This window comes from Pseudomonas sp. XS1P51, assembly GCF_054897845.1.
Genome location: NZ_CM142707.1, coordinates 5,688,598 through 5,713,576 on the forward strand (window position 1 = coordinate 5,688,598; position 24,979 = coordinate 5,713,576).

The 24,979-nt window shown below is 59.2% G+C and carries 20 protein-coding genes; 9 read left to right on the forward strand and 11 right to left on the reverse strand.

All coding sequences use genetic code 11. The features are described from left to right. Positions 1 to 118: 118 nt before the first annotated feature. On the forward strand, positions 119 to 1,318 hold the full coding sequence (gene fdhA / locus ACYZUD_RS26375; RefSeq protein WP_007947729.1) for a formaldehyde dehydrogenase, glutathione-independent: 1,200 nt from the start codon (positions 119 to 121) through the stop codon (positions 1,316 to 1,318). A gap of 320 nt (positions 1,319 to 1,638) precedes the next feature. Then, positions 1,639 to 2,187: a DUF2780 domain-containing protein gene (locus ACYZUD_RS26380; protein ID WP_462020829.1), complete on the forward strand. Its 549-nt coding sequence runs from the start codon at positions 1,639 to 1,641 to the stop codon at positions 2,185 to 2,187. Between the two features lie 15 nt (positions 2,188 to 2,202). On the opposite strand, the gene ACYZUD_RS26385 is transcribed toward ACYZUD_RS26380, so the two are convergent. Further along, positions 2,203 to 3,090, reverse strand: coding sequence for an acyltransferase (locus ACYZUD_RS26385; RefSeq protein ID WP_462020830.1), 888 nt, complete (start codon positions 3,088 to 3,090; stop codon positions 2,203 to 2,205). A gap of 259 nt (positions 3,091 to 3,349) precedes the next feature. Between ACYZUD_RS26385 and rloA2 the strand changes: the two genes are divergently transcribed. From rloA2 to ACYZUD_RS26410, 5 genes are all read left to right on the forward strand, one after another. Next, positions 3,350 to 3,856 (forward strand): retropepsin-like aspartic peptidase RloA2, encoded by a 507-nt coding sequence (gene rloA2, locus ACYZUD_RS26390; protein ID WP_460144318.1) that lies wholly within the window; start codon positions 3,350 to 3,352, stop codon positions 3,854 to 3,856. Positions 3,857 to 3,915: 59 nt separating this feature from the next. Beyond that, a complete protein-coding gene (gene creB, locus ACYZUD_RS26395) occupies positions 3,916 to 4,596 on the forward strand; it encodes a two-component system response regulator CreB (RefSeq protein WP_462020831.1) in 681 nt (226 codons plus the stop codon). Then, positions 4,596 to 6,023 carry a two-component system sensor histidine kinase CreC gene (gene creC / locus ACYZUD_RS26400; RefSeq protein ID WP_462020832.1) on the forward strand — a complete coding sequence of 476 codons (1,428 nt, stop codon included), beginning with the start codon at positions 4,596 to 4,598 and terminating at the stop codon, positions 6,021 to 6,023. The genes creB and creC overlap by 1 nt, the downstream gene beginning before the upstream one ends. A gap of 161 nt (positions 6,024 to 6,184) precedes the next feature. After that, entirely contained in the window at positions 6,185 to 7,555 is a 1,371-nt protein-coding gene (creD, locus tag ACYZUD_RS26405) for a cell envelope integrity protein CreD (RefSeq protein WP_462020833.1), read from the forward strand. A gap of 136 nt (positions 7,556 to 7,691) precedes the next feature. Next, positions 7,692 to 10,502 carry an RHS repeat domain-containing protein gene (locus tag ACYZUD_RS26410; protein ID WP_462020834.1) on the forward strand — a complete coding sequence of 937 codons (2,811 nt, stop codon included), beginning with the start codon at positions 7,692 to 7,694 and terminating at the stop codon, positions 10,500 to 10,502. A gap of 88 nt (positions 10,503 to 10,590) precedes the next feature. Here ACYZUD_RS26410 and ACYZUD_RS26415 read toward each other — a convergent pair whose 3' ends face one another. The 8 genes from ACYZUD_RS26415 to ACYZUD_RS26450 form a co-directional block, all read right to left on the reverse strand. Further along, positions 10,591 to 11,220: a glutathione S-transferase gene (locus ACYZUD_RS26415; RefSeq protein WP_462020835.1), complete on the reverse strand. Its 630-nt coding sequence runs from the start codon at positions 11,218 to 11,220 to the stop codon at positions 10,591 to 10,593. Between the two features lie 183 nt (positions 11,221 to 11,403). Then, positions 11,404 to 11,583, reverse strand: coding sequence for a hypothetical protein (locus ACYZUD_RS26420; protein WP_462020836.1), 180 nt, complete (start codon positions 11,581 to 11,583; stop codon positions 11,404 to 11,406). After that, positions 11,580 to 12,710, reverse strand: a complete 1,131-nt coding sequence (locus ACYZUD_RS26425; RefSeq protein WP_462020837.1) for a PepSY-associated TM helix domain-containing protein — start codon at positions 12,708 to 12,710, stop codon at positions 11,580 to 11,582. The genes ACYZUD_RS26420 and ACYZUD_RS26425 overlap by 4 nt, the downstream gene beginning before the upstream one ends. A 69-nt stretch (positions 12,711 to 12,779) precedes the next feature. Beyond that, complete coding sequence (locus tag ACYZUD_RS26430) at positions 12,780 to 15,188, reverse strand: TonB-dependent siderophore receptor (RefSeq protein WP_462020838.1); 2,409 nt, start codon at positions 15,186 to 15,188, stop codon at positions 12,780 to 12,782. A gap of 231 nt (positions 15,189 to 15,419) precedes the next feature. Continuing rightward, positions 15,420 to 16,394, reverse strand: a complete 975-nt coding sequence (locus ACYZUD_RS26435) for a FecR domain-containing protein (RefSeq protein WP_462020839.1) — start codon at positions 16,392 to 16,394, stop codon at positions 15,420 to 15,422. Beyond that, the gene (locus tag ACYZUD_RS26440; protein ID WP_462020840.1) at positions 16,391 to 16,909 is read right to left on the reverse strand and encodes an RNA polymerase sigma factor; all 519 of its coding nucleotides are present in this window, start codon (positions 16,907 to 16,909) and stop codon (positions 16,391 to 16,393) included. Before ACYZUD_RS26440 ends, ACYZUD_RS26435 begins: the two co-directional genes overlap by 4 nt. A gap of 206 nt (positions 16,910 to 17,115) precedes the next feature. Beyond that, positions 17,116 to 17,823 carry a 3'-5' exonuclease gene (locus tag ACYZUD_RS26445; protein WP_462020841.1) on the reverse strand — a complete coding sequence of 236 codons (708 nt, stop codon included), beginning with the start codon at positions 17,821 to 17,823 and terminating at the stop codon, positions 17,116 to 17,118. After that, positions 17,820 to 19,760: a putative nucleotidyltransferase substrate binding domain-containing protein gene (locus tag ACYZUD_RS26450; RefSeq protein WP_462025120.1), complete on the reverse strand. Its 1,941-nt coding sequence runs from the start codon at positions 19,758 to 19,760 to the stop codon at positions 17,820 to 17,822. Before ACYZUD_RS26450 ends, ACYZUD_RS26445 begins: the two co-directional genes overlap by 4 nt. 253 nt (positions 19,761 to 20,013) lie before the next feature. Here ACYZUD_RS26450 and ACYZUD_RS26455 point away from each other — a divergent pair, with 253 nt between their 5' ends. Next, positions 20,014 to 20,460, forward strand: coding sequence for a response regulator (locus ACYZUD_RS26455; protein WP_462020842.1), 447 nt, complete (start codon positions 20,014 to 20,016; stop codon positions 20,458 to 20,460). A gap of 70 nt (positions 20,461 to 20,530) precedes the next feature. On the opposite strand, the gene ACYZUD_RS26460 is transcribed toward ACYZUD_RS26455, so the two are convergent. Further along, positions 20,531 to 22,708 (reverse strand): malate synthase G, encoded by a 2,178-nt coding sequence (locus ACYZUD_RS26460; RefSeq protein WP_462020843.1) that lies wholly within the window; start codon positions 22,706 to 22,708, stop codon positions 20,531 to 20,533. Positions 22,709 to 23,256: 548 nt separating this feature from the next. Here ACYZUD_RS26460 and ACYZUD_RS26465 point away from each other — a divergent pair. Then, entirely contained in the window at positions 23,257 to 23,775 is a 519-nt protein-coding gene (locus ACYZUD_RS26465) for a glycine cleavage system transcriptional repressor (protein WP_007947710.1), read from the forward strand. Between the two features lie 215 nt (positions 23,776 to 23,990). On the opposite strand, the gene rarD is transcribed toward ACYZUD_RS26465, so the two are convergent. Next, positions 23,991 to 24,878, reverse strand: a complete 888-nt coding sequence (rarD, locus tag ACYZUD_RS26470) for an EamA family transporter RarD (RefSeq protein ID WP_462020844.1) — start codon at positions 24,876 to 24,878, stop codon at positions 23,991 to 23,993. Between the last annotated feature and the right edge of the window lie 101 nt (positions 24,879 to 24,979).

A 24,979-nucleotide genomic window follows, 5' to 3' on the forward strand; every position in this document is an offset into this window, starting at 1 on the left:
GGATGCGGTCAATGTAGGAGCTGCCGAAGGCTGCGATCTTTTGATTTACCGAGCAATCAACGCGCCGCCGCTATCTGGCGACGCGACCGCTACATAAAAACAACAGCGAGGTGAAAGCATGTCTGGCAATCGTGGTGTGGTGTATCTCGGCAATGGCAAGGTCGAAATACAGAAAATCGACTATCCGAAAATGCAGGACCCGCGCGGCAGGAAGATTAATCACGCTGTCATCCTGCGCGTAGTCTCCACCAACATCTGTGGTTCCGATCAGCACATGGTGCGCGGCCGTACCACCGCTCAAACCGGCCTGGTACTGGGTCACGAAATCACCGGTGAAGTGATCGAGAAGGGCAGCGACGTCGAAAACCTGCAAATCGGCGATCTAGTGTCCGTCCCGTTCAACGTCGCTTGTGGGCGCTGCCGTTCCTGCAAGGAAATGCACACCGGCGTTTGCCTGAGCGTTAACCCGGCCCGTCCGGGCGGTGCTTACGGTTACGTCGACATGGGCGATTGGACCGGTGGCCAGGCTGAATACGCGATGGTGCCGTACGCTGACTTCAACCTGCTGAAACTGCCTGATCGCGATCGTGCGATGGAAAAAATCCGCGACCTGACCTGCCTCTCCGACATCCTGCCGACCGGTTACCACGGCGCAGTGACGGCCGGTGTGGGCCCTGGCAGCACCGTGTACATCGCGGGTGCCGGCCCGGTCGGTCTGGCGGCTGCCGCTTCCGCTCGCCTGCTGGGCGCGGCCGTGGTGATTATCGGTGACGTCAACACTGTCCGTCTGGCGCACGCCAAGGCTCAGGGTTTCGAAATCGCCGACCTGTCCCTGGACACGCCGCTGCACGAGCAGATCGCTGCGCTGCTGGGCGAGCCGGAAGTGGATTGTGCGGTCGACGCCGTAGGCTTCGAAGCGCGCGGCCATGGCCATGACGGCGTGAAACACGAAGCGCCGGCCACCGTGCTCAACTCGTTGATGGGCGTGGTGCGTGTGGCTGGCAAGATCGGTATCCCTGGCCTCTACGTGACTGAAGATCCAGGTGCGGTGGATGCCGCCGCGAAAATGGGCAGCCTGAGCATTCGTTTCGGTCTGGGCTGGGCGAAATCCCACAGCTTCCACACCGGTCAGACGCCAGTGATGAAGTACAACCGCCAGCTGATGCAGGCGATCATGTGGGACCGCATCCATATTGCTGACATCGTCGGTGTCGAGGTCATCAGCCTGGATGATGCACCACGTGGTTATGGCGAGTTCGACGCGGGCGTACCGAAGAAGTTTGTGATCGACCCGCACAAGCTGTTCAGCGCGGCGTAAGGCTTCACGCAACGCAAAACGGCGACCCTCGGGTCGCCGTTTTTTTGGATCAAAAGATCGTCCGAACACGGCCCGAACCTTCGGCAGCTCCTACGCCGAGCACATATCCCTGTAGGAGCTGCCGGAGGCTGCGATCTTTTGATTTTATGCTTTCAAAGGGCGGCCAATGCCCCTTGATACAACACCGGCCCTGACCCACCGCTATCGCAAGCTGTCCCGCTCCCACAGGGCTCAGGAACAATCCCCCGGACTGCCAGTCCAACGGACAGTTTTTCGCCGCCCATTGCCGGGCGGTGTTCATGGCACAAGAGGATGTCTGGATGAAGTTTTCACGCGGTTTTGCACTGGCATCGCTCATGACCCTGGCGGCCAGCCCGGCCTTTGCTCAATTCAGTCTGAGCGATGCGGCCAATGCCATCTCTGGCATGAAGGGCGAAAACACCGCTGCGGCTGCGGCGCCGACTTCGGAGACGGCCGGCCTGCTGAGTGCGCTCAGCCAGTTGAACGTGACGCCGCAACAGGCCGTTGGCGGTACCGGGGCGATGCTCGGGCTGGCCAAGAATCAATTGAGTTCCACCGACTACTCGGAATTGGCCAAAAGCGTGCCTGGAATCGACATGCTGTCGGGCGGCGGGGAACTGGGCGCCCTCAGCGGCTTGCTCGGTTCGTCCGGCAAGGCGGCAGGTCTGGATAACGCCTTGGGCAACGTCAAGGACACCAATGACCTGAACAGTGCGTTCAGTGCCTTGGGCATGGACAGCGGCATGATCGGCCAGTTTGCCCCGGTGATCCTGCAATACCTCGGTCAGCAGGGCGTAGGCGGTTCGCTGCTGCAAAGCCTGGGCGGGATCTGGGGCGCAGGCAGCTGACCGAGCGCCGGCTGATTAACGGCGTTCGGCGCGCAACGCGTCGATACGCTGATCCTTATCGATCCAGAGCTGGTTGACCCAGTTCTGGATGGTTTCGCGAAACTGCGGATCGTTCTCGTAATCGCCCTGCCACAGCGCAGGGTCGAGCTCGCGGGTCTTGATGTCGATGATGACCCTCGGCACGTTGCCGCTGATCAAGTCCCAGAACCCCGGAATCTTTGGCTGCGGATACACCACCGTCACGTCGAGAACGGCGTCGAGCTGTTCGCCCATCGCCGCCAGCACAAAGGCCACACCGCCGGCCTTGGGTTTGAGCAGGTGTGTGAACGGTGACTGCTGCTGTGCGCTTTTCGCCGTAGTGAACCGTGTGCCTTCGAGGTAGTTGACCACGGTCACCGGCTGGCGCTTGTACAGCTCGCACGCGGCTTTGGTGATCTCCAGATCCTTGCCGGCCAGCTGCGGGTTCTTCGCGAGAAACGCCTTGGTGTAGCGCTTCATGAACGGATAATCCAGCGCCCACCACGCCAGGCCCAGGAATGGCACCCAGATCAGCTCTTTCTTGAGGAAGAACTTGAAGAATGGCGTACGTCGGTTGAGTGTCTGGATCAGTGCCGGGATATCGACCCAGGATTGATGGTTGCTGATCACCAGATACGACGTATCGACTCGCAGGTCACTGCCACCACGGATGTCCCATTGGGTCGGGATGCACAGGCGGAAGATCAGCTTGTCGATTTCGGCCCAGGTCTCCGCAATCCACATCACCGCCCATGAGGCGTAGTCGCGAAAGCGGCCGGGCAGAACCAGTTTGAACAAGGCAAACACCATCAGCGGGCCGAACAGGACCAGGGTGTTGAGCAACAGCAGCAGGGTAACGAAACAGCCGGTGAGCAGGCGGCGCATAAGTAACTCTTGAAAGCGTTTGGGCGCGCCATGATAAGCAGCTTGGAGCGGCAGGCCAAATCGGTGACGACGAATGTTTCACCTTTGCAGCGGTATGCTGGGCCTGTGGTGATCATTGCGGCCCCTTCGCGAGCAGGCTCGTTCCCACAAGTTCTACACGGTACCTGTGGGAGCGAGCCTGCTCGCGAAAGATCTCACGAACGAATTGCTCAGCGACGGTCTAAAATTCCGCTGCCCACTTTCCAAGGAAGCCCATTACGTGAAATCCCTCCTTGCACTGCTTTCCCTCGTGGCCCTGCCGGTCCTGGCCGCTGAGCCGACCCTGTACGGGCGCTACGAATACATCGCGCTGCCGGAAATCGGCGGCGAAGTCCTCAAGGCCAAAATGGACACCGGCGCCCTGACCGCGTCGCTGTCGGCCAAGGACATCGAAACCTTTACCCGCGACGGCGACGAGTGGGTGCGGTTCCGCCTCGCCACCAAAGGCGCGAGCAACAAGGTCTACGAACACAAGGTCGCGCGGATCAGCAAGATCAAGACCCGATCCGAAGAAGACGAGGATGACAAGGAAGCGATCGAACCCACCAAGCGCCCGGTGGTCGATCTGGAGCTGTGCCTGGGCAACGTCAAGCGCACGGTCGAGGTCAACCTCACCGACCGCAGCAGCTTCAATTACCCGCTGCTGATCGGCGCCAAAGCCCTGCGTGAGTTCGGTGCGGCCGTGAACCCGGCGCGGCGCTTCACCGCCGACAAACCCGACTGCTGATTGACGGCGAATCAGCCTTGGGGCACCGTTCGACCACTTAATTGCCGGGCTCGGACGCCATGCCTCATATCCTGATTGTCGAAGACGAAGCGGCGATTGCCGACACCCTGATTTTCGCCTTGCAGGGCGAAGGGTTCACCACCACCTGGCTGAGCCTCGGCGCGGCGGCGCTTGAACATCAACGCCAGACGCCGGCCGACCTGATCATTCTCGACATCGGCCTGCCGGATATCAGCGGTTTTGAAACCTGCAAACAACTGCGGCGTTTCAGCGACGTTCCGGTGATCTTCCTCAGTGCCCGGGATGCCGAAATCGACCGGGTGGTGGGGCTGGAGATTGGTGCCGACGATTACGTGGTCAAACCCTTCAGCCCCCGTGAAGTGGCGGCGCGGGTCCGGGCGATTCTCAAACGCATGGCGCCGCGAGCGGTGGCCGAGGGGTCATCGACACTGTTCCGCATCGACAGCGAACGGGTGCAGATCAGCTATCGCAATCAGCCCTTGAGCCTGACCCGCCACGAGTTCCGCCTGCTGCAATGCCTGCTGGAACAACCCGAACGCGTCTTCAGTCGCGAGCAATTACTCGATGCGCTGGGCGTGGCCGCGGATGCCGGGTACGAGCGCAGCATCGACAGCCACATCAAGAGCGTGCGCGCCAAATTGCGTCTGGTGAAGGCCGATGCGGAGCCGATCCAGACCCATCGCGGCCTCGGCTACAGCTACAGCCCGGGGCACAGCTGATGCCGCTGGGGATCCGGATTTTCCTGGTCTACGTGCTGTTCATCGGCCTGACCGGCTACTTCGTGCTCAACACCGTGATGGAAGAAATCCGTCCCGGCGTGCGCCAGTCCACTGAAGAAACCCTGGTCGACACCGCCAACCTGATGGCCGAAATCCTGCGCGATGACTTCAAGGCCGGCACCCTCAACCAGAACCGCTGGCCCGAACTGCTCAGGGCCTACGGCGAGCGACAACCGAAGGCGAACATCTGGGGATTGCCAAAGAACCAGGTCAATCACCGTATCTACGTCACCGATGCCAAGGGCATCGTGGTGCTGGATTCCAGCGGCGCTGCGGTGGGCGAGGATTACTCACGGTGGAACGACGTCTACCTGACCCTGCGTGGGGAATACGGCGCCCGCTCCAGTCGCAGCGATCCGAACGATGCGAACTCTTCGGTGATGCACGTTGGCGCACCCATCCGCGACAACGGCCAGATCATTGGTGTGGTCACCGTGGCCAAGCCCAACAGTTCGTTGCAGCCTTACGTGGATCGCACTGAACGTCGATTGCTGACCTATGGCGCCGGGCTGATCGGTCTCGGTCTGCTGTTTGGCGCGTTGTTGTCGTGGTGGCTGAGCGCGGCGCTGCGGCGGTTGACCGCTTATGCACAGGCGGTCAGTGAAGGCCGACGGGTCGAGGTTCCGCATTATCGCGGCGGCGAACTGGAGCAACTGGCGACGGCGGTGGAACAGATGCGCACCCAGCTCGAAGGCAAAGCCTACGTCGAGCGTTACGTGCACACCTTGACGCATGAATTGAAGAGCCCGCTGGCGGCGATTCGTGGTGCGGCGGAATTACTGCAAGGCGAGATGCCGTTGGCCCAGCAGCAGCGTTTCGTCAGCAATATCGACAGCGAAAGCGTGCGGATGCAACAGTTGATCGAACGTCTGCTGAACCTGGCACAGGTCGAGCAACGACAAGGGCTGGAGGAGCGGGTAGCGGTGCCATTGGCCGGGCTGGTGGATGAATTGCTGAATGCTCAGGCTGCACGAATCGAAGGCAAAAAGTTGTGCGTGGAACAGACGATTCCAGAGAATCTGACGGTGACCGGTGAGCCGTTCCTGTTGCGTCAGGCGCTGGGCAATTTGCTGGAGAATGCGTTGGATTTCACCCCTGCAACGGGCGTGCTGCGATTCAGCGCCGAGCAGGTTGGCGAGCAGATTGAGTTCCGGCTATTCAACCAGGCCGAAGCGATTCCCGACTATGCGTTGCCGAGATTGAGCGAGCGCTTCTACTCGCTTCCGCGTCCGGACAGTGGGCGAAAAAGCACGGGCTTGGGGCTTAACTTCGTTGAAGAAGTGGTCAAGCTGCATGGCGGTACGATGAGTATCGGTAATGTCGGTGGAGGCGTTCAAGTGAGTTTGCATTTGCCTTCAGACCGTTAAAGATCGCAGCCTTCGGCAGCTCCTATAGGTGTACGCCGATCTATGTAGGAGCTGCCGAAGGCTGCGATCTTTTTCTCAACTCCACAGATTCTCCATATTTCCCCCATAAATCTCCCACACACCGATCCCAGACTCTCCCCCATCCAAACAGGGAGAGTCCCATGAACCGTAGCCTGACCTTGAAACTCGGGGCAATTGCCCTTCTGATCCTCTTGTTGCTGATCCCGTTATTGATGATCAACGGCGTCATCCAGGACCGCCAGCAACTGCGCGACGGTGTGCTCGAAGACATCGCCCGCAGTTCCAGCTACAGCCAGCGACTGAGCGGGCCGCTGATGGTGGTGCCGTATCGCAAGGTCGTGCGCACCTGGAAAGTCAATGAAAAAACCAACGAGCGCTACCAGGAAATCGGTGAAGAACGCGGTCGCCTGTACTTCCTGCCGGAGCGTTTCGAACTCGACGGCCAGGTTCAGACCGAACTGCGTTCCCGTGGCATCTACGAAGCGCGGCTGTTCCACGCCGACAACCGCATCAGCGGGCACTTCTCGGTCCCGGCGCAACTGGGCATCAAGGAAGACTTCGTCGATTACCAGTTCGACCAGCCGTTTCTCGCGGTCGGGATCAGCGACATTCGCGGCATCGAAAACGCGCTGAAACTCGAATTCAATGGCCAGAGCCTGGACTTTATCCCCGGCAGTCAGGTGGGCTGGTTGGGCGAGGGTGTACATGTCACGCTACCGGCGCTGGACGCAAAACAGGCCACGGAACTGGCCTTCGGTTTCGACCTGCGTCTGCAAGGCACCGGCCAGTTGCAGATCCTGCCGGTGGGCAAGACCAGCAAGGTGTCGCTGGCCGCCAACTGGCCGCATCCAAGCTTCATCGGCAACTACCTGCCGACCCAGCGCGAAGTGACCGATCAAGGCTTCACCGCCAATTGGCAAACCACATTTTTCTCCACCAACCTGCAAGAAGCGTTGAGCAGTTGCGTGTCCGGTGGTGACTGTGAAGCGTTCAGTGGCCGCAGCTTCGGTGTGAGTTTCATCGACCCCGTGGATCAGTACCTGAAAAGCGATCGGGCGATCAAATACGCACTGCTGTTCATCGTCCTGACCTTCGCCGGTTTCTTCCTCTTCGAAGTCCTGAAAAGCCTGGCGGTGCACCCGGTGCAATACGCTCTGGTGGGCGTGGCCCTGGCGTTCTTCTATCTGTTGCTGCTGTCACTGTCCGAGCACATCGGTTTTGCCCTGGCGTATCTGTTATCGGCGGGCGGTTGTGTGTTGTTGATCGGTTTTTATGTCTGCCACGTACTGCGCAGCGTGCGGCACGGTTTGAGTTTCTCGGCGGGGTTGGCGGCGTTGTATGGCTTGCTCTATGGCTTGTTGAGTGCCGAGGATTACGCACTGTTGATGGGCTCGTTGCTGCTGTTCGGATTGTTGGGTGTGTTCATGGTGTTGACCCGCAAACTGGACTGGTACGGGATCGGGCAGAAAACGGCCAAGCCGTTGGAATTCGATATTGGAGCTGTGGAATGAGCCGGTCGTTGGGGTTACGCGAGGATCAGCGGGTAGGGGCCGACTTGGCAGCGCGAATTGCAGGATTGTTCCAGGCGTCAGGCGAGCTGCGGGAGGTTGGTCTAACCTTGAATGATTGCGCATTGAGAGTCTGGACATGGAATCCGTCCACGCCTTGCATCGAAATACACCAAAGCTGGCAGTGGTCGACCCTCGCGGGTTGGCCATCGCCGCCGTTGAGTACTATCGCAAGTCCAGCGCAGAGGTGCAGCCCGAGCCGCGAGTGACGTGTGAGACGTTCGATGTGGCGGGGCGATCGGTGGCGAATTGGGATCCTCGTTTGGGATCGGGCAATACGCCGATCCCGTCGCTCACCATCATTCCCGGTTTGTCCGGCATGTCGTTGTTGACTGTCAGTGTCGACGCAGGTTGGCGGCTGGCCTTGCAGGACGAAGCCGGACAGGTCCGCCAGAACTGGGATGGCATAGGCAACACAACGTACTTTGACTACGACTTGCTGGGCAGGCCGTCGAGCGTCGAGCAAGCGTCTGCCAATGCTGCCCCGCAGTGCGTGGAACGCTTGTACTACGCCGGGGCAATCGCAGAGGTCGGTCTTCGAAATCAGTGTGGACGGTTGATACGTCATGCCGATACCGCCGGCGTGCGTGAGCTCCCTGACTACAGCCTGCAAGGGACGCCGTTGACGGAGTCGAGGCGCTTTCTGACGGAACTTGATCATCCGGGCTGGCCGGTTGCCCAGAGCCAACAAAATGCTTTGCTCGAACAGGGCGAAGATAAAACCTACCGCACCCATTGGCACTACGACGCATCGGGCGCAATGCTTGGGCAGATCGACGCGGCCGGGCATACCCGGCGGTTTGCCTACACCGTCCATGGGCAGTTGCAGAGCACTTGGCTGACGGTTGTGGGCAAGTCGGAACAGTTATTGGCCTGCGACATTACCCGCAATGCCTTCGGGCAGGTTGAACGCGAAAGGGCGGGCAATGGTGTCATCAGTTCCAGCGTTTATGATCCCGTTGATGGCCGACTGCGGCAGTTGCTCGCGATCAAAGGTGGTCGCTGTCTGCAGGATTTACGCTATGACTATGACCCGGTGGGCAACATCCTCTGTATGACGGATGAATCGCGACCTGTCAGTTGGTTTGCCAATCAGCGTGTCGACCTGACCAGCTGTTATGGCTATGACACGCTGTATCAACTGATCAGCGCCACGGGGCGCGAAATAGCGTCATCCAACAATGGCCCGGCGCTGCCAGAACTGATCTCACCGCCAGATCCTTCTCGACTGCAGAGCTACAGTCAGAGTTGGTGTTACGACGCCGGTGGCAATCTGCTTGAACAGCGTCACCGCGATAAGCCAACCCATTTCATGGACATCGACACCGTCAGCAATCGAGGACTGAAGCGAGTGCCAGGGCAGGTCCCCGACTTTGATGCGAATTTCGATCGCAACGGCAATCTCAGGTTTTTGGCGCCGGGACAGCCGCTGCACTGGACGGTTCGCAATCAACTTGACGAAGCGGTGTTGGTGACGCGGGCCGATGGTCGAAACGACATCGAGCGCTATGTCTACGACGCCACAGGGATGCGTGTGCGAAAAGTGAGAGTTGCGCAAGCTTTAAGCACTGTTCGCAGCGCTGAGGTTCGCTACTTACCGGGGCTGGAGATTCGCACCGAAGGGGCGGACAGCTCTGACGAAGTCTTGCACGTGGTGAACGTGCAAGCGGGACGCAGCATTGTCCGGCTTTTGCATTGGGTGCTCGGCCAGCCGGATGAAATCGAAGAAGATCAGTTGCGTTACAGCCTTGATGATTATTTGGGGAGTGGGACGATCGAATTGGATCACGATGGCAATCTTATCAGTTACGAGGGTTACTTTGCTTATGGCGGCACGGCTTGGTGGATGGGCCGTTCTCAGATTGAGGCCAAGTACAAGTTCGTGCGTTATTCCGGTAAAGAGTGCAATGCAGTCGGGCTGTATTGCTACGGTGTCAGGTATTACGCGTCCTGGTTATTACGCTGGATAAATCCGGACCCGGCCGGCATCGTTGACGGGTTTAACTTGTTTTGTTTCGTGAAGGGCAATCCGATTGTCTATCTGGATAAGTTTGGGTTGTACGCCGGCAAAGGGGATGAAGTAGAAAAACAGACTGAACAAAAATTTGAAATTGTTATGCGTGGTAGGTCGGAAGCGGAGGAGCATCATTTGGAAATACTTGATCGTGTAATTAAAGCTTCCGGAGAAGTATTAGATGCGGTACTGATTGCTTTGACTTATGAAGATCAGAGCGGTCGTAGTCACAGGATATTACGTAATGTGTATAAGGGTTTGCCGGTTCATGTAGATGAGCTTGTAGGTAAGTTTAAGGTAATGAGTGATGCTGTTGCCCTTTATTCAAAGAGTGGTTCGCGGAGCGATCAAATCGTTTTCGTAAATCCTAAGGATGAAAAAAATCGTGCGATAGCTCGCGTAGTAATAGGTGATCCGGAAAAAAGAATTTTCATGACTCCAATGTTTTTCCAGGGAAATTTAACACAGATGGTTAAAGCATTTATTCATGAGGTTTCACATTTGGAGCTTGAGGCTGTAGATTTTTTTTATTACCACAGCTCTCTTGGTACTTCGGATTTTTTATCAGGTAGCTATAACGCGAGGCAATTCAATAAAGAGGTAGCAGAGAAAATAGCTGTTTTTCCTGGGGAGGATGTTTTCCTCGATATCGCTGACGAGGTGGATGCGGGAATGTTTGGGGCTGGCTCACTAAAAACTATTTTTGGCACAAGTAATCGGTGGGCGATAGGTAAGAACATTGAAGCCGGTGGTGAGTACAGAGGAAATATTCTTTCAGGAAACGCAGATACATTGGCGTTGAGCGCCATTTTTATAGGTCAGCATGCTTTGCACAAACACTTTACGCCGAAGAGGGCTAGCGGTTCGAGTAATTGATTCCACACAGTCGCCTCATGGTTCGTGCTTTTGCTTGAAGTCATGAGGCGTCAATGAAGTTATGACAAATATCTCGAGATTTAATGTTTCAAGCCTTCGGCATCGTCGCCACCATAGAAGCCCGCTGACTCACCTCAAAATACCACGCCGCCAACTGCGGATTCACCTCGCGCCATTCCAGATCCGGATGGCGCAAATCCAGGTAACCCAACGCACACGCCACACTGATCGCCGCCACATCGAAATGACTGGTCAGCTCGGCAATCGCGTCCGCTTCGAGCACCGCAAGACCCCGGCGAATCTTGTCGCGCTGACCATCGAGCCACTCGTCCCAGTGTTTTTCCGGGGCGCGCAGGGCGACTTCATAACGAATCAGCACCGCAGCGTCCATGATGCCGTCGGCCAGGGAGGCCAGGGTCAGTCGACGCCAGCGGGCCGAGCCGTCGCGGGGGATCAGCGGGTTGCCGACGTGTTGGTGGTCGAGGTAATCGAGGATCACCCGGCTGTCATGGATGACGTTGCCATCGGCCAGGCGCAGGGCCGGGATTTTACCCAGCGGGTTGTCTTCGTTGAGGATCAGGTCCGGGCTGACCGGTGTGAGCACGCTGGCTTGCAGCGCCACACGGTCCTGTTGACCGGTTTCATGCAGCAGCACCATGACTTTGCGAACGAAGGGCGACAGAGGGTTGTGGAACAGGGTCATGCTCGGGGTGGACATGGTAGCGACTCGGTCTGTGGCGGTGTCCGGCAGCATAGCGCGTTGGTGCACGAGCTCAAACGCAAGTTGAGGGCAGAGCACCGATCCAGTGTGGGAGCGAGCCTGCTCGCGATAGCGGTGTATCAGTTGGCATTGATGTCGCCTGACACTCCGCTATCGCGAGCAGGCTCGCTCCCACAAGGGTCAGCGGCGTTGCAGGAGCCCGCGCAGCGCGAGGACCGCGGGAACGCCCAGCCCCAGCCAGCTCAAGGCATCCCCCACGCCATCCCCCAGCAATGCGGCAAACAACCCCGCCGCACTCAGCAGGGCGATGACGCCAGGCGTAGCGAAGACCTTCCAGAAGTTCGACTGCCTCGGCTTCATGCTTGCGCCTCGGTTTGTTCAAGCACCGGTTTGGCTGCCTTGCGCCGTACCACCCACAGGTACACCCCGCTACCGAGCACGATGATGGTCAGCACATCCAGGGTCGCCCAGAGGATTTTCATCGGCATGCCGCCGTAATCACCGAAGTGCAACGGCTGCGACATGCCCATGGCGTCCATGTACCACGGTCGCTCCGCCACCGCCGTCACTTTGAGGGTGCTGGCGTCGATCAGCACCGGTGTCAGCAGGTGGGAGGTCAGGTGCGTGCTGCCTTTCATGAACACCGCGTAGTGGTGTTCGCTGGAGAAACGCGTGCCGGGGAAGGCAATGAAGTCCGGCTTCATACCCGGGGCGACTTCCCTGGCGATGTCGAGCAAACGGGTGGCGGGCGCCAGTTGCGTCAGCGGCGGCGCGTCGCGGTACGGCGCGATCATCGCGCTCAGGCTGTCGTTGCGCCACGCCGCGATCAGCAGATCGGCACAGGCACTGATGACGCCAGTGACGCCGACCACCAGCGCCCAGGTCAACGTCACCACACCGATCAGGTTATGCAGGTCGAGCCAGCGCAGGCGAGTGGATTTGTCCTGGCGCACGGTGGCGAATTTCAATCGACGCATGAACGGCAGATAAAGCACCGTTCCAGACACGATCGCCACCACAAACAGAATCCCCATGAACGCCAGCAGCAACTTGCCCGGCAGGCCGGCAAACATGTCCACGTGCAGGCGCAGCATGACCATCATGAAGCCACCGTTGGCCGACGGCATCTCCAGGGCTTCGCCGGTGCGGGCGTCGAGCATGAAGGTATGAGATTCGTTGGGTCCGGTGCCGGCGGTCGGCGCCATGATCGCGATCGCACCGTTGGGGTCTTCCTCGTCGTAGCCAAAATACTGCACGACTTCGCCGGGACGGTGTTTTTCAGCCGCCTGCACCAACCGCTGCAAATTCAGCTGCGGGGTGTCCGCCGGCATTTGCTTCAGCTCGGCGGCATTGCCCAGGAGGTGATCGATCTCGTGGTGGAAGATCAACGGCAGGCCGGTGAGCGCCAGCATCAGCAGGAATACTGTGCAGATCAGGCTGGTCCAGGTGTGGACGAAGGACCAGCGGCGGATGGTTTTGCTTTTCATGATTCATCCAAATGCAAAAGGGTCACGGCTGCACCGTGACCCTTATGTGGCTGCAATCCGCTCAGCGGTTTACCACTTGTAGTTCACCGCCGCCACGACATTGCGTTCGTCGCCGTAGTAGCACCAGGTGCCATCGCAGGTCGACAGGTAGTCCTTGTTGAAAAGGTTCTTCGCGGTCACGTCAACGGAGATGCCGGCCAGCGCAGGGTTCATGCGGCTCAGGTCGTAATGCACGGCGGCGTCGTACACGGTGTACGAACCCACGTGACCGTTGTCGGTGTTGGAGGTGTTGCCGTAGGTGTCGCCGACGTAACGCACGCCCGCACCCATGCCAAAACCGTCGAGCACACCCGCGTGCCAAGTGTAGTCGGACCACAGCGAAGCCTGGTTGCGCGGAACCAGTTTCATCCGGTTGCCCTTGTCGACGCCCTTGAGGATCTCGGTATCGGTGTAGGTGTAGGAACCCACCAGTTTCAGGTTGTCGGTGACTTCGGACGTGGCTTCGAGCTCAATGCCGCGCACTTTCAGTTCACCGATCTGGCTAGTGACGTTGTTCTGCGATACCGACACGTTTTGCTGACGAAGATCGAACGCAGCGGCGGTCAACAAGGTGCGGCTGCCCGGTGGCTGGTACTTCACGCCGACTTCGGTCTGCTTGCCTTCGGTTGGCTTGAACGACTGTGTGGAGCTGGCGTCGGCGCCCATCGAAGGCTGGAACGACTCGGTGTAGGAGATGTACGGCGTAATACCGGAGTCGAACACGTAGCTCAGCCCGGCGTTACCGCTGAAGGCCTTGTCGCGCTGGGTGTTGGTGGCATCGGCCAGGTTGTGGAACTGCGTCGAGGTGTGAATCCAGTCTTCACGACCACCCAAGGTCAGGCGCCACTTGTCCAGGGAGATCTGGTCCTGGGCATAGAGACCGGTCTGGTTGGTCTTCTGGTTGTAGTCGTAGAAGGTGTTGTACGCGACGTTGGAGAAATCCACACCGCGGATCGGATTGATCACGTTGCTGTCCGGCGCGTTGCCTTCCAGCCATTTGTAGTTGGTGTTGGTGCGCTGGTGATCCAGGCCCAGCAACACAACATGGTTCAGTGCACCGGTCTGGAAGTCGGCCTGGAAGTTGTTGTCCACGGCGAATTGGCTGATGTCTTCGTCGACCTGATCGACCAGGCGGCGAAGGGTGCCATCCGGCGCGACGACATCGCCAAAGGACGCGTAAGCCTGCTGGAACGACAGATCGCTTTTGGTGTAACGCAGGTTTTGCTTGAACTGCCAGACATCGTTCAGGCGATGGTCGAAGGCGTAGCCCAGCGCGTAATAGGTGCGGTCGTAGAAATCGGAATCCGGATCGCCAAGGTTCTTGTGGTGGGAAATCTTCGCCCCTGCCGGCGAGGCCAGTTTGGTGCCTTGCAGTGGCAGGAACTGACCGCTGACCCCGGTATCGTCGCGGGTGAACTGCGAGAGGAAGGTCAGGTGGGTATCGTCGTCGATGTTCCAGGTCAGGCTCGGCGCGAGGTTGTAGCGCTTGTCGTCGGTGTGATCGATCGGCATGCCGCTGTCACGCACCACACCGTCGACGCGGTACAGGAACTGACCTTCATCGTCGATTTTACCGGTGCTGTCGAAGCTGATCTGCTTGCGATTGTTGCTGCCGACTTCGGCGCGTACTTCGTGGCTGGCAATGGCATTGGGACGGCGGCTGACCATGTCGAGCATGCCGCCCGGTGGCGTCTGGCCGTACACCGACGAGGCCGGGCCGCGCAGGAGCGTGATGCGTTCCAGGTTCCAGGTTTCAGCCTTCGGGTTGGCGTAGGAGCCTTTTGGCAGCGGCAGGCCATCGAGGAACTGGGTCGGCTCGAAGCCGCGGACGCGCAGCCAGTCGGCACGAGAGTCGCTGCCATAGCTGCTGGCGATCACGCCGGGCATGTAACGCACGGCGTCATCGAGGTTTTGTACGCCGCGATCTTCCATTTGAGCACGGGTGATCACCGACATCGAGCGTGGCGCTTCGACGATCGGCGTATCGGTCTTGGTGCCTGCAGCGGTGCGGGTGGCAACGTAACCGTCAACCGGGCCCCAGGCGCTTTCAGCGTTTTCCATGCCGATCACGCTGGTTGTCGGCAGCGCCATCGCGCCCTCGGGTACAGCCACGAGGCTGAAGGTGCCCGCGCTGCTCTGTTCCAGTTGCAGACCGGTGCCGCGCAAGGCTTCGCGCAGGGCGCCGGCAGCGTCGAACTGACCTTTGACCGGTGCCGACGTCTTGCCCGCCGCCAGCGAAGGATTCAGCGACAGCGCCAGGCCAGCCTGGCTGGCGATCTGGTTCAAGGTGCTGGCCAACGGCGCGGCCGGCAAGTTGTAGGCGCGAACGCTGGACGCCTGCTCAGCGGCGATCAGCTGACTGCTGGCCAGAGGGGCACAAAGGGCAATGGCGACCGCCAGCAAACTGGGGCGCAACAAGGTGTCTAGCGAACGGGACATACAGCGGCTCCTAAAGGGGAATACTTCTCAATTGCCTAGGTGCCGAACGAAAATTCAAAAGTGATAGGGCTGGATGAAAATAATTTCTATTCAGTTAACAAGTGGTAGCGAATAACCGGATTTTGGTGAAGCTGATGGCCCCTTCGCGAGCAGGCTCGCTCCCACATTTGACCGCGATCCCCTGTGGGAGCGAGCCTGCTCGCGAAGGCGATCAACCTGTCAAAACAAAACTCAGGGCTTGGCTTCGGTTTTCGCTGCCACTGTCACCCACCATTGCGTGTGCTGTTCGATCTGCACCGGCAGGGTCGGGAGCAGGGCGTTCAGGGCCAGGTTGGTGTCGTGCAACGGGAAGCTGCCGGTGATTCTCAGGTCGGCGATCTCGGGTGCCACGCCAAGGTGTCCGCGGCGATAGCGGCCGAGTTCTTGGACCAGGTCTTCCAGACGGGTGTTGTCCACCACCAACATGCCGCGGGTCCAGGCATCGGCACCGAGGTTGAGCGCGACGATTGGCCCCAGGCCGTTGCTGCGCATCAGCACTTGCTGGCCTTCGCGCAGAATCTGTTCCTCAGGGCTCGACTCGGGATGGGCAGCCACCGCTGACTGCAAAACGCTCAGGCGCGTGCCTTCTTCTTCGCGCTTGACCAGGAACCGGGTGCCCAGTGCGCGCATGCTGCCTTCGCGGGTTTCGACGATAAATGGCCGGGCATCGCCATGACCGGTTTCGACGAGGATTTCCCCTTCCTGAAGAATGATCCGACGCTGCTTCTCATCGAAACGCACATCCACGGCACTGTGGGTGTTGAGGTTGATCAGTGTGCCGTCGCTCAGGCGCAAGGTGCGTTGCTCGCCGGTCGCCGTGCGCTGATCGGCCAGCCAATAGTCGACCGGCAGATACCGCTCACCGGCGAACAGCGCCAGGCCGATCACCGCCACGATGCTCGCCACGCCGCTGCCCAGTTTGCGCACCCGCCGGCGAATGCTTTCCCGCGATTGCAGCAATGCGGTGCGAGCGGGGCCATTCGCCACGCGGAAACGTTGATCGAGCATGCCCAACTGGCGCCAGGCGCGGGCGTGTTCTTCGTGGGCGGCGTGCCATTTGGCGAACTCTTCGCGCTCCACCGGATTGCCGGAATCCAGGGACAATTGCCAGGCAATGGCGGCATCCAGCACTTGCGCCGAGACCGGTTTGGAGCTGACCGGGCTCATACCGGCTCACCGTACAACGCGATGTAGCACTGCCGAATGCCTTGAGACAGGTACTGACGCACCCGCGGCACCGACACCCCCAGGCGCTGGGCGATTTCCGCATGGCCGAGGCCGTCGAGGCGGTTATAGAGAAACGCCGCCCGGGCCTTGCTCGATAGCTTGCCGAGCAGGCGGTCGATGTTTTTCAGGTCTTCGAGGATCAGTTGCTGTTCTTCCACCGAGGGTTGTTCACCCTCGGGGATCAGCATCAATTCGGTGAGGTAGGCCTGTTCCAGCGCGGCACGGCGGAAGTAGTCGAACAGCAAGCCCTTGGCGATCGCCACCAGAAACGCCCGCGGCTCGCGAGGTTCCTTCAGTTCATCACGGCCCAGCAACCGCACAAAGGTGTCCTGACTCAGGTCTTCAGCCCGTTGCGGGCAAGCCACGTTGCGCCGAAGCCAGGCCAATAGCCAACCGCGATGGTCGCGATATAACGCACCGACAAGCTCACTTTGAGGGCTTTGGACTGACGACACGCAGCATCACCGATTGGGAAGTGTTAACTAACGAGAATTGTTCGCGATTGTGGCAGAGGAGGGGGAGGTAAGCAATTGGCGCTGGTCGGGTGGGTAGTTGGCGCAGAACCCTGTAGGAGCTGCCGAAGGCTGCGATCTTTTGACTTTGATTTTTTAAGATCAAAAGATCGCAGCCTTCGGCAGCTCCTACAAGGGGGTGATGGATGTCAGAAAGAAGGCGCCTGCTGCCGCCGTTTCCACTGATTCAGCCGCTGTTGCAGATTCAACGGGCTATGAATCTGCTGCTGCCGGGCCCGGCTGAACAGAATCAGCGCCAGTTCGGCAGTGGCCAGCGCATCGGCACTGGCATTGTGGCGCTCGAAGACTTCGAGCTTGAACCAGTCGATCCACTCATCCAGCCCCGCCTCGCGAATGTGCGCCTGCGGACACAGCAGTGGCGCGATGTCCGCCACATCGAGGAATGGGTGCTGCAACTTGTAGCCCAGATGATCTTTCAACGCGCGCCCGAGCATGTGCTGATCGAACGGCGCATGAAAGGCCAGTACGGGACTGTCGCCAACAAACTCCATGAAATCGAGCAAGGCCAGAGCGGGGTCGCTGCCAGCGGCGATGGCGCTCGGGCCCAGACCGTGAATCAGCACGCTGGGGCCGAGTTTGAGTTCGGAGCATTGCAAGGTGCGTTCGAACTGCTGACTGAAGTCGATCGCCCCGTCCTCGATCACCACCGCACCGATGGACAGCACCCGATCCTTGTTCAGGTTCAGCCCGGTGGTTTCCAGGTCGAGCACCACCCAACGTTGTTCACGCAGGCTGCATTCGCTCAGCGCGATAGCTGTCGGCAGCCGTTGCAGGCGCAATTGCAGTTCGCCGGAGAGGCTCGGACCTGCCGGGCGCAGCCATGAAAACAGACTCATAGCTGATACCGCAGGGTCAGGCTGCTTTGCAGGCGTTGCGCCTGACGCAGGGATTCACGCAGGATCCGTCGGTCCAGATGATTAAGGCTGTCCGGATCGACCCGGTTGGAGTAGGGCAAATTCTCCCGGGTCTGTAGCTGATGTTGCTGCATGCGGGTTTGCTGGATGAAGTGATACGCCTCTTCGTACGCCGCCCCGTCCAGCCGTTCGATGACTTCTTTGTCCACCAGTTGGCGAAAGCGCTCCAGGGTATTGTTCGCCTCGATCCCGTGGGCCAACGCCAACAATCGGGCACCGTCGACAAACGGGGTCAGGCCTTGGACTTTCAGGTCCAGGGTGGCTTTTTCACCATTCTTGCGCGCCAGCACGAACTCACGGAAACGTCCTACGGGCGGACGATTGCGCAGGGCATTTTCAGCCATCATTCGCTGGAACAGCCGGTTGTCATTCACTTGATCGAGAATTCCCTGACGCAGCTGCTCGCAGCCTTGCTCGTCGCCCCAAACCACGCGCAAGTCGAAATAAATGCTCGAACCCAGCAGGTTCTCCGGCGTCGCTTCGCGGATAAATGCCGCAAAACGCCGCGCCCATTCGGCCCTGGACAAACACAGCTCGGGGTTGCCCGCCATGATGTTGCCCTTGCACAGGGTGAAGCCGCAGAGCGCCAGGCTCTGGTTGATCTGCTGGGCGATGGGCAGCAACTTGCCGCGAATCTCGGCGGCATGGGCCGCGTCCCGGGCCTCGAACAGAATGCCGTTGTCCTGATCAGTGTGCAGTGTTTGTTCGCGGCGGCCTTCGCTGCCAAAACACAGCCAACTGAATGGAATGCCGGGGTCACCTTTCTCGGCCAGGGTCAGTTCGATCACCCGACACACAGTGTGGTCGTTGAGCAGGGTGATGATGTGCGTGATCTGTGTCGAAGACGCACCGTGGGCCAGCATGCGCTCCACCAGTTGGCCGATCTCGCCGCGCATCGCCACCAGGTTTTCCACGCGCTGGGCGCTGCGGATGGTTCGTGCCAGATGCACCAGGTCCACCCGCTGCAGGGAAAACAGGTCACGTTCGGAAACCACACCGCACAGGCGATGGTCCTTGACCAGGCAGACGTGGGCGATATGCCGCTCGGTCATGGCAATCGCCGCATCGAAGGCGCTGTGGTCCGGCGTTAGAAAAAACGGCGCGTGGGTCATGTGCCGTTCGATGGCTTCGTTGAAGTCATTGGTGCCGTCGGCCACCACATGGCGCAGGTCCCGCAGGGTGAAAATCCCCAGCGGTGCTTTATGGTCATCGACCACCACAATGCTGCCAACCTGCTGCTCGTGCATCAGGGTCACGGCTTCGCGCAAAGGCGTTGCGGGGCCGCACGTCACTGGATGGCGCATGGCCAACTCACCCAGCCGGGTATTGAGCGAGTACTGGGTGCCGAGGGTTTCCACGGCTTTTTGCTGGACTTGCTGGTTGACCTGATCCAGCAGGCTGCTGACACCGCGTAGGGAAAAATCGCGAAACGCGTTGGACAGTGCGAACAGTTTGATGAATGCCAGCTTGTTCAGCTGTAGGCAAAAGGTGTCTTCGGCTGCCAGGTGTTCGGTGCGGGTCGCACGTTCCCCCAGCAGCGCAGCGAGGGGGAAACACTCGCCGGTGGTGATTTCGAACGTGGTTTCGGTACCACCTTTGGCCGTGTGGGGACGTTCACCCACAACCCGGCCTTGTTTGACGATATAGAAATGCTCGACCGGCCCGTCGGCGGGTTTGATGATGCTCTCGCCAGGGGCGTAAAAACGCAGCTGACATTGTTCCACCAGGTACGCCAGGTGAGCGTGTTCCATTTGATTGAAGGGCGGGAAGCGCTGGAGGAATTGCAAGGTGCCCTGAATATTCTGCAACACCGCGGTTTTCCCTGCCTGTGTGAAGGCGTCCGCTTTACTCATAACCATTACCGCAGTCTTTTTTGATTTGTTGTTGTCGGATGACTCAGCCATGGTCGGCCCCTGCGCGCAGGGTGCCCATTGGACGTAAGTCTAGGTAGGCAGTTCAGGTGTCGGAAGTTAGGAAATGTCTGACGCAAATGCGAGAAAAACCTCCTACATTGGCTATAGGAAAACTTTCCGACGAAGTGCACATTGAAGGTCTACTTAGCGATGTCTGACGAAGGTGCTAGGGGATTGAATTGAAAACGTAGAGTAAGCCATGTCCGACCACGATATTTTGAGTGATGCCGAGCGCGAGGCGCTGAGTGCCGTCATGCTGGAACCCGATTTGCCGCCGCAGCGGGTGCTGATCGTTGATGACGATAAAGATTCGCGTGAGCTGCTGTCGGAGATTCTTGGTCTGGACGGTATTCGCTGCATGACCGCAGCCAGCGGTGAAACTGCACTCAAGATGCTGGACGAGAAGCCATCGATCGGCTTGGTGATTACCGATCTGCGGATGCGCAATGTCGATGGCCTGGACATGATTCGTCAGGTGCGTGAGTCGGTACGGGCGGCAATGCCGATCATCATCGTTTCCGGTGACGCCGACGTGCAAGATGCGATCACCGCCATGCATTTGAGCGTGGTCGACTTCCTGCTCAAGCCTGTCGATACCGGCAAGCTGTTGGCGCTGGTCAAGCATGAGTTGGGAATGGATGTGTAGTCCTCGAATTGAAATAAAAAAGCCCTGATCTTTCGATCAGGGCTTTTTTATGTCCGGCGTCAGCGCTTAGTTACAGGCCATTGGCAGCCTTGAACTCGCGACGACGACGGTGCAGGACCGGCTCGGTGTAGCCGTTCGGCTGCTTGGTGCCTTCGACCACCAGTTCGACCGCCGCCTGGAAGGCGATGTTGCTGTCGAAGTTTGGCGCCAATGGACGGTACAACGCGTCATTGGCGTTCTGACGGTCAACCACCGGCGCCATGCGCTTGAGGCTTTCCATGACCTGATCTTCGGTGACGATGCCATGACGCAGCCAGTTGGCGATGTGCTGGCTGGAAATACGCAGCGTCGCACGGTCTTCCATCAGGCCGACGTCGTTGATGTCCGGCACCTTCGAGCAACCTACGCCCTGGTCGATCCAGCGCACCACGTAACCGAGAATGCCCTGGGCGTTGTTGTCCAGTTCGTTCTTGATCTGCTCCGCGGTCCAGCTCGGGTTGACGGCCAGCGGGATGGTCAGGATGTCATCCACCGAAGCGCGCGCACGTTTGGCCAGCTCGGCCTGACGGGCGAACACGTCGACCTTGTGGTAATGCAGCGCGTGCAGCGCAGCGGCGGTCGGCGATGGAACCCAAGCCGTGTTGGCGCCGGCCATCGGGTGAGCGATTTTCTGCTCCAGCATCGCCGCCATCAGGTCGGGCATGGCCCACATGCCTTTACCGATCTGGGCGCGACCTTGCAGGCCGGTGCTCAAGCCGATATCGACGTTCCAGTTTTCGTAGGCGCTGATCCACTTCTCAGCCTTCATGTCCGCCTTGCGCACCATGGCGCCTGCTTCCATGGAGGTATGGATTTCGTCGCCCGTGCGGTCGAGGAAACCGGTGTTGATGAACACCACGCGCTCGCTGGCAGCCTTGATGCAGGCCTTGAGGTTGACCGTGGTACGGCGCTCCTCGTCCATGATCCCGACTTTGAGCGTGTTGCGCGGCAGGCCCAGCACGTCTTCGACACGGCCGAACAGCTCGTTGGTGAACGCGGCTTCTTCCGGGCCGTGCATCTTCGGCTTCACGATGTAGACCGAGCCGGTACGGCTGTTCTTGCGCGAGTTGTTGCCGTTGAGGCTGTGGATCGCTGCCAGGCTGGTCAGCAGGCCATCGAGGATGCCTTCCGGCACTTCGTTGCCGTCTTTATCGAGGATCGCGTCGATGGTCATCAGGTGACCGACGTTACGCACGAACAACAGTGAACGACCGTGCAGGCTCAGTTCCTTGCCGTCGACGCCGGTGTAGGTGCGATCGGCGTTCATGGTGCGGGTAAAGGTCTGACCGCCCTTGGAGACTTCTTCCGACAGGTCGCCCTTCATCAGGCCGAGCCAGTTGCGGTAGATCACCACTTTGTCATCGGCATCGACGGCGGCGACGGAGTCTTCGCAGTCCATGATGGTGGTCAGCGCGGCTTCCATCAGGATGTCTTTGACGCCGGCAGCGTCGGTCTGGCCGACCGGGGTGCTGGCGTCGATCTGGATTTCGAAATGCAGACCGTTGTTTTTCAGCAGGATCGCGGTCGGTGCCGCTGCATCGCCATGGAAGCCGATCAGTTGGGCATCGTTGCGCAGACCGGTGTTGCTGCCGCCTTTGAGGGCGACCACCAATTTGCCGTCAACAATCTTGTAGCCGGTGGAGTCGACGTGGGAGCCAGCGGCCAATGGCGCGCCTTCGTCGAGGAACGCGCGGGCGAAGGCGATGACCTTGTCGCCACGAACCTTGTTGTAGCCTTTGCCTTTTTCCGCGCCGTCAGCGTCGCTGATGGCGTCGGTGCCGTAGAGCGCGTCATACAGCGAACCCCAACGGGCGTTCGAGGCATTGAGCGCGAAACGGGCATTCATCACCGGCACCACGAGCTGTGGACCAGCCATGCGGGCGATTTCGTCATCGACGTTTTGAGTCGTTGCCTGGAAATCGGCCGCTTCTGGCAGCAGATAACCGATGTCTTGCAAGAAGGCTTTATAAGCCACGGCGTCGTGCGCCTGACCGGCACGGGATTGGTGCCAGCCATCGATACGAGCCTGGAAATCATCGCGTTTGGCGAGTAGGGCTTTGTTCTTCGGTGCCAGGTCATGAATGACCTTGTCGGCACCGGCCCAGAACTTATCGGCGGTGAGGCCGGTTCCGGGAATGGCTTCGTTGTTCACGAAGTCGAACAGGACTTTGGCGACCTGCAGGCCACCGACTTGAACGTGTTCAGTCATTGCTTGCCTCACTCTGCTCAGCTATTTCGCTTTTCAGCTCTTCAATTTGACAATGAAGCCTCTGGCTATTTAAACCACAAACCCCTGCTACCAGTACATGCCATTTCGGGCGGCTGGGATGGAACCGATCAACGGCGTTGAGGCCTTGCTGATAGGGCTTTCAGGGCTGCGACTGCGCCTGCGGCAGACATCGATCCAACGTTATGTAGTGCGCGCTGCGGCATACTACATGATGAATTGCGGTTGTGAAAATTAGACTAATTACGTCGTTCTGCGACCCCATGACGCATTGCAGTCATGTCGGGGTACAGGATGTTCTCAAAAAACTATTGGATTGTTCCAGTTAAATATAAAAATTTGTACACGATTTGTTTTCGTCAGGTTCATCGGCGGTGACGCCATCGCGAGCAGGCTCTCTCCCACAAAGGCCTGCGCGATCCTTTGTGGGAGCGAGCCTGCTCGCGATGGCGTCAGACGAATCAGCGCCGGCCTCGCCCTTGCCTATACTTGGTTTTCTATAACAAAAGTCATGACTAGAGGGCTGCGCCATGGACCACCTCGTACTCACTGTTTTCGCTCCGGACAAGCCTGGGCAGGTCGAGCGCATCGCCCAGTGCATTGCCGAGCACGGCGGCAACTGGCTTGAGAGCCGCATGTCGCGCATGGCCGGGCAGTTTGCCGGGATTCTTCGTGTGGGCGTGCCGGCTGAAGCCTACGATGAGTTGGTCGATGCCCTACAGGCGTTGTCCGCTCACGGGATTCGTGTGTTGATCGCCGAAAGCGGCATCGAGCAATCCTGCACCTGGAAACCGATTGCGATGGAATTGGTGGGCAATGACCGCCCTGGCATCGTCCGCGACATCACCCGTCTGCTGAGTGAGCAGGGGGTGAATCTGGAACGGCTGGTGACTGAAGTGCGTCCGGCGCCGATGAGCAGCGAGCCGTTGTTCCACGCTGAAGCGATTCTCGCTGTGCCACTGACGCTGTCCCTGGACGTGCTGCAATCCCGACTGGAAACCCTGGCCGACGACTTGATGGTCGAATTAGTGCTGCGCAGTGAGCCTTGAAAAGGTTATCCAAGTTATACGTGCACCTGCCTGTGGATAACCTGTAGAGACCGCCCGCCAGGCCACGTCGGCCGGGGCTTTTCAGGATCTGATCAAAAAACCAGCAGTTTCAGGGACTTGCGCACAAACGCCGGGGATCACGCTGTGGATAACCTTGGGAAGGAACGATGCAGGCCACGGGAGACGTGGCCTGCAGAGATTTGTGTGTTTTTTGATCAGTTGCGGCGGCGCAAACTTATCCACGCATCGACGCTGTAAACCGCCAGACCGGCCCAGATGAAGATGAAGGCTAGCAACGTGCTGGACGACAGATGTTCATCAAACAGCAGGACGGCTTGCAGCAGCACCAACGTCGGCGCCAGGTACTGGAGAAAACCCAACGTGGTGTAGGGCAAATGCCGTGCAGCGGCGTTGAAACACACCAGCGGCACCAGCGTTACCGGACCGGCAGCCACCAGCCACCAGGCTTCGGAGGTGGTCCAGAATTCGGCCTGGGCGCTGCTCGCGCCCGGATTGAACAGCAACCAGGCAACGGCAATCGGCACCAACATCCAGGTTTCCACCACCAATCCTGGCAGCGCCTTGACGGGCGCCTGCTTGCGGATCAGCCCGTAGAAACCGAACGTCAGGGCCAGCACCAGCGACACCCATGGCAGACTGCCGACTTGCCACACCTGTTGCGCCACGCCGACTGCCGCCAGACCCACCGCGATCCATTGCATGCGCCGCAGCCGCTCGCCGAGGATCAGCATGCCCAGCAGCACGTTCACCAACGGGTTGATGTAGTAACCGAGGCTGGCTTCAAGCATGCGTCCGTTGTTCACCGACCAGACGTAAGTCAGCCAGTTAGCCGCGATCAGCGTGCCACTCAGCGCCAGGATCGCCAGCCGTTTCGGGTTGTCACGCAATTCACGCCACCAACCCGGATGCTTCCATACCATCAGCAACAGGGCGCCGAACAGCGCGGACCAGAGCACGCGATGGATGATGATCTCTACGGCGGGCACGCTGGCGATGGCTTTGAAGTAGAGCGGGAAAAGTCCCCAGATGATGTAGGCACTCAGGCCCAGGATGTACCCGCGACGCGGGTTGGCGGCTTGCATGCAGAATCCTTGCTTAGGCAGCTAACAAAGTGGGGATTGTAGGGCGGTTGTACCGATGTGTCGCTTCTGAAAAGCAAAAGATCGCAGCCTTCGGCAGCTCC

Excerpts from the sequence above, each read along its gene's own strand:
- ACYZUD_RS26420 (WP_462020836.1), bottom strand. The coding sequence starts at position 11,583 with ATGAAGCCGAGGCAGTCGAACTTCTGGAAGGTCTTCGCTACGCCTGGC.
- ACYZUD_RS26430 (WP_462020838.1), bottom strand. The coding sequence starts at position 15,188 with ATGTCCCGTTCGCTAGACACCTTGTTGCGCCCCAGTTTGCTGGCGGTC.
- ACYZUD_RS26435 (WP_462020839.1), bottom strand. The coding sequence starts at position 16,394 with ATGAGCCCGGTCAGCTCCAAACCGGTCTCGGCGCAAGTGCTGGATGCC.
- ACYZUD_RS26465 (WP_007947710.1), top strand. The coding sequence starts at position 23,257 with ATGGACCACCTCGTACTCACTGTTTTCGCTCCGGACAAGCCTGGGCAG.
- ACYZUD_RS26460 (WP_462020843.1), bottom strand. The coding sequence starts at position 22,708 with ATGACTGAACACGTTCAAGTCGGTGGCCTGCAGGTCGCCAAAGTCCTG.
- ACYZUD_RS26380 (WP_462020829.1), top strand. The coding sequence starts at position 1,639 with ATGAAGTTTTCACGCGGTTTTGCACTGGCATCGCTCATGACCCTGGCG.
- creB (WP_462020831.1), top strand. The coding sequence starts at position 3,916 with ATGCCTCATATCCTGATTGTCGAAGACGAAGCGGCGATTGCCGACACC.
- ACYZUD_RS26385 (WP_462020830.1), bottom strand. The coding sequence starts at position 3,090 with ATGCGCCGCCTGCTCACCGGCTGTTTCGTTACCCTGCTGCTGTTGCTC.
- ACYZUD_RS26425 (WP_462020837.1), bottom strand. The coding sequence starts at position 12,710 with ATGAAAAGCAAAACCATCCGCCGCTGGTCCTTCGTCCACACCTGGACC.
- creD (WP_462020833.1), top strand. The coding sequence starts at position 6,185 with ATGAACCGTAGCCTGACCTTGAAACTCGGGGCAATTGCCCTTCTGATC.
- ACYZUD_RS26455 (WP_462020842.1), top strand. The coding sequence starts at position 20,014 with ATGTCCGACCACGATATTTTGAGTGATGCCGAGCGCGAGGCGCTGAGT.
- ACYZUD_RS26410 (WP_462020834.1), top strand. The coding sequence starts at position 7,692 with ATGGAATCCGTCCACGCCTTGCATCGAAATACACCAAAGCTGGCAGTG.
- fdhA (WP_007947729.1), top strand. The coding sequence starts at position 119 with ATGTCTGGCAATCGTGGTGTGGTGTATCTCGGCAATGGCAAGGTCGAA.
- ACYZUD_RS26445 (WP_462020841.1), bottom strand. The coding sequence starts at position 17,823 with ATGAGTCTGTTTTCATGGCTGCGCCCGGCAGGTCCGAGCCTCTCCGGC.
- rarD (WP_462020844.1), bottom strand. The coding sequence starts at position 24,878 with ATGCAAGCCGCCAACCCGCGTCGCGGGTACATCCTGGGCCTGAGTGCC.
- ACYZUD_RS26450 (WP_462025120.1), bottom strand. The coding sequence starts at position 19,760 with ATGGTTATGAGTAAAGCGGACGCCTTCACACAGGCAGGGAAAACCGCG.
- creC (WP_462020832.1), top strand. The coding sequence starts at position 4,596 with ATGCCGCTGGGGATCCGGATTTTCCTGGTCTACGTGCTGTTCATCGGC.
- ACYZUD_RS26415 (WP_462020835.1), bottom strand. The coding sequence starts at position 11,220 with ATGTCCACCCCGAGCATGACCCTGTTCCACAACCCTCTGTCGCCCTTC.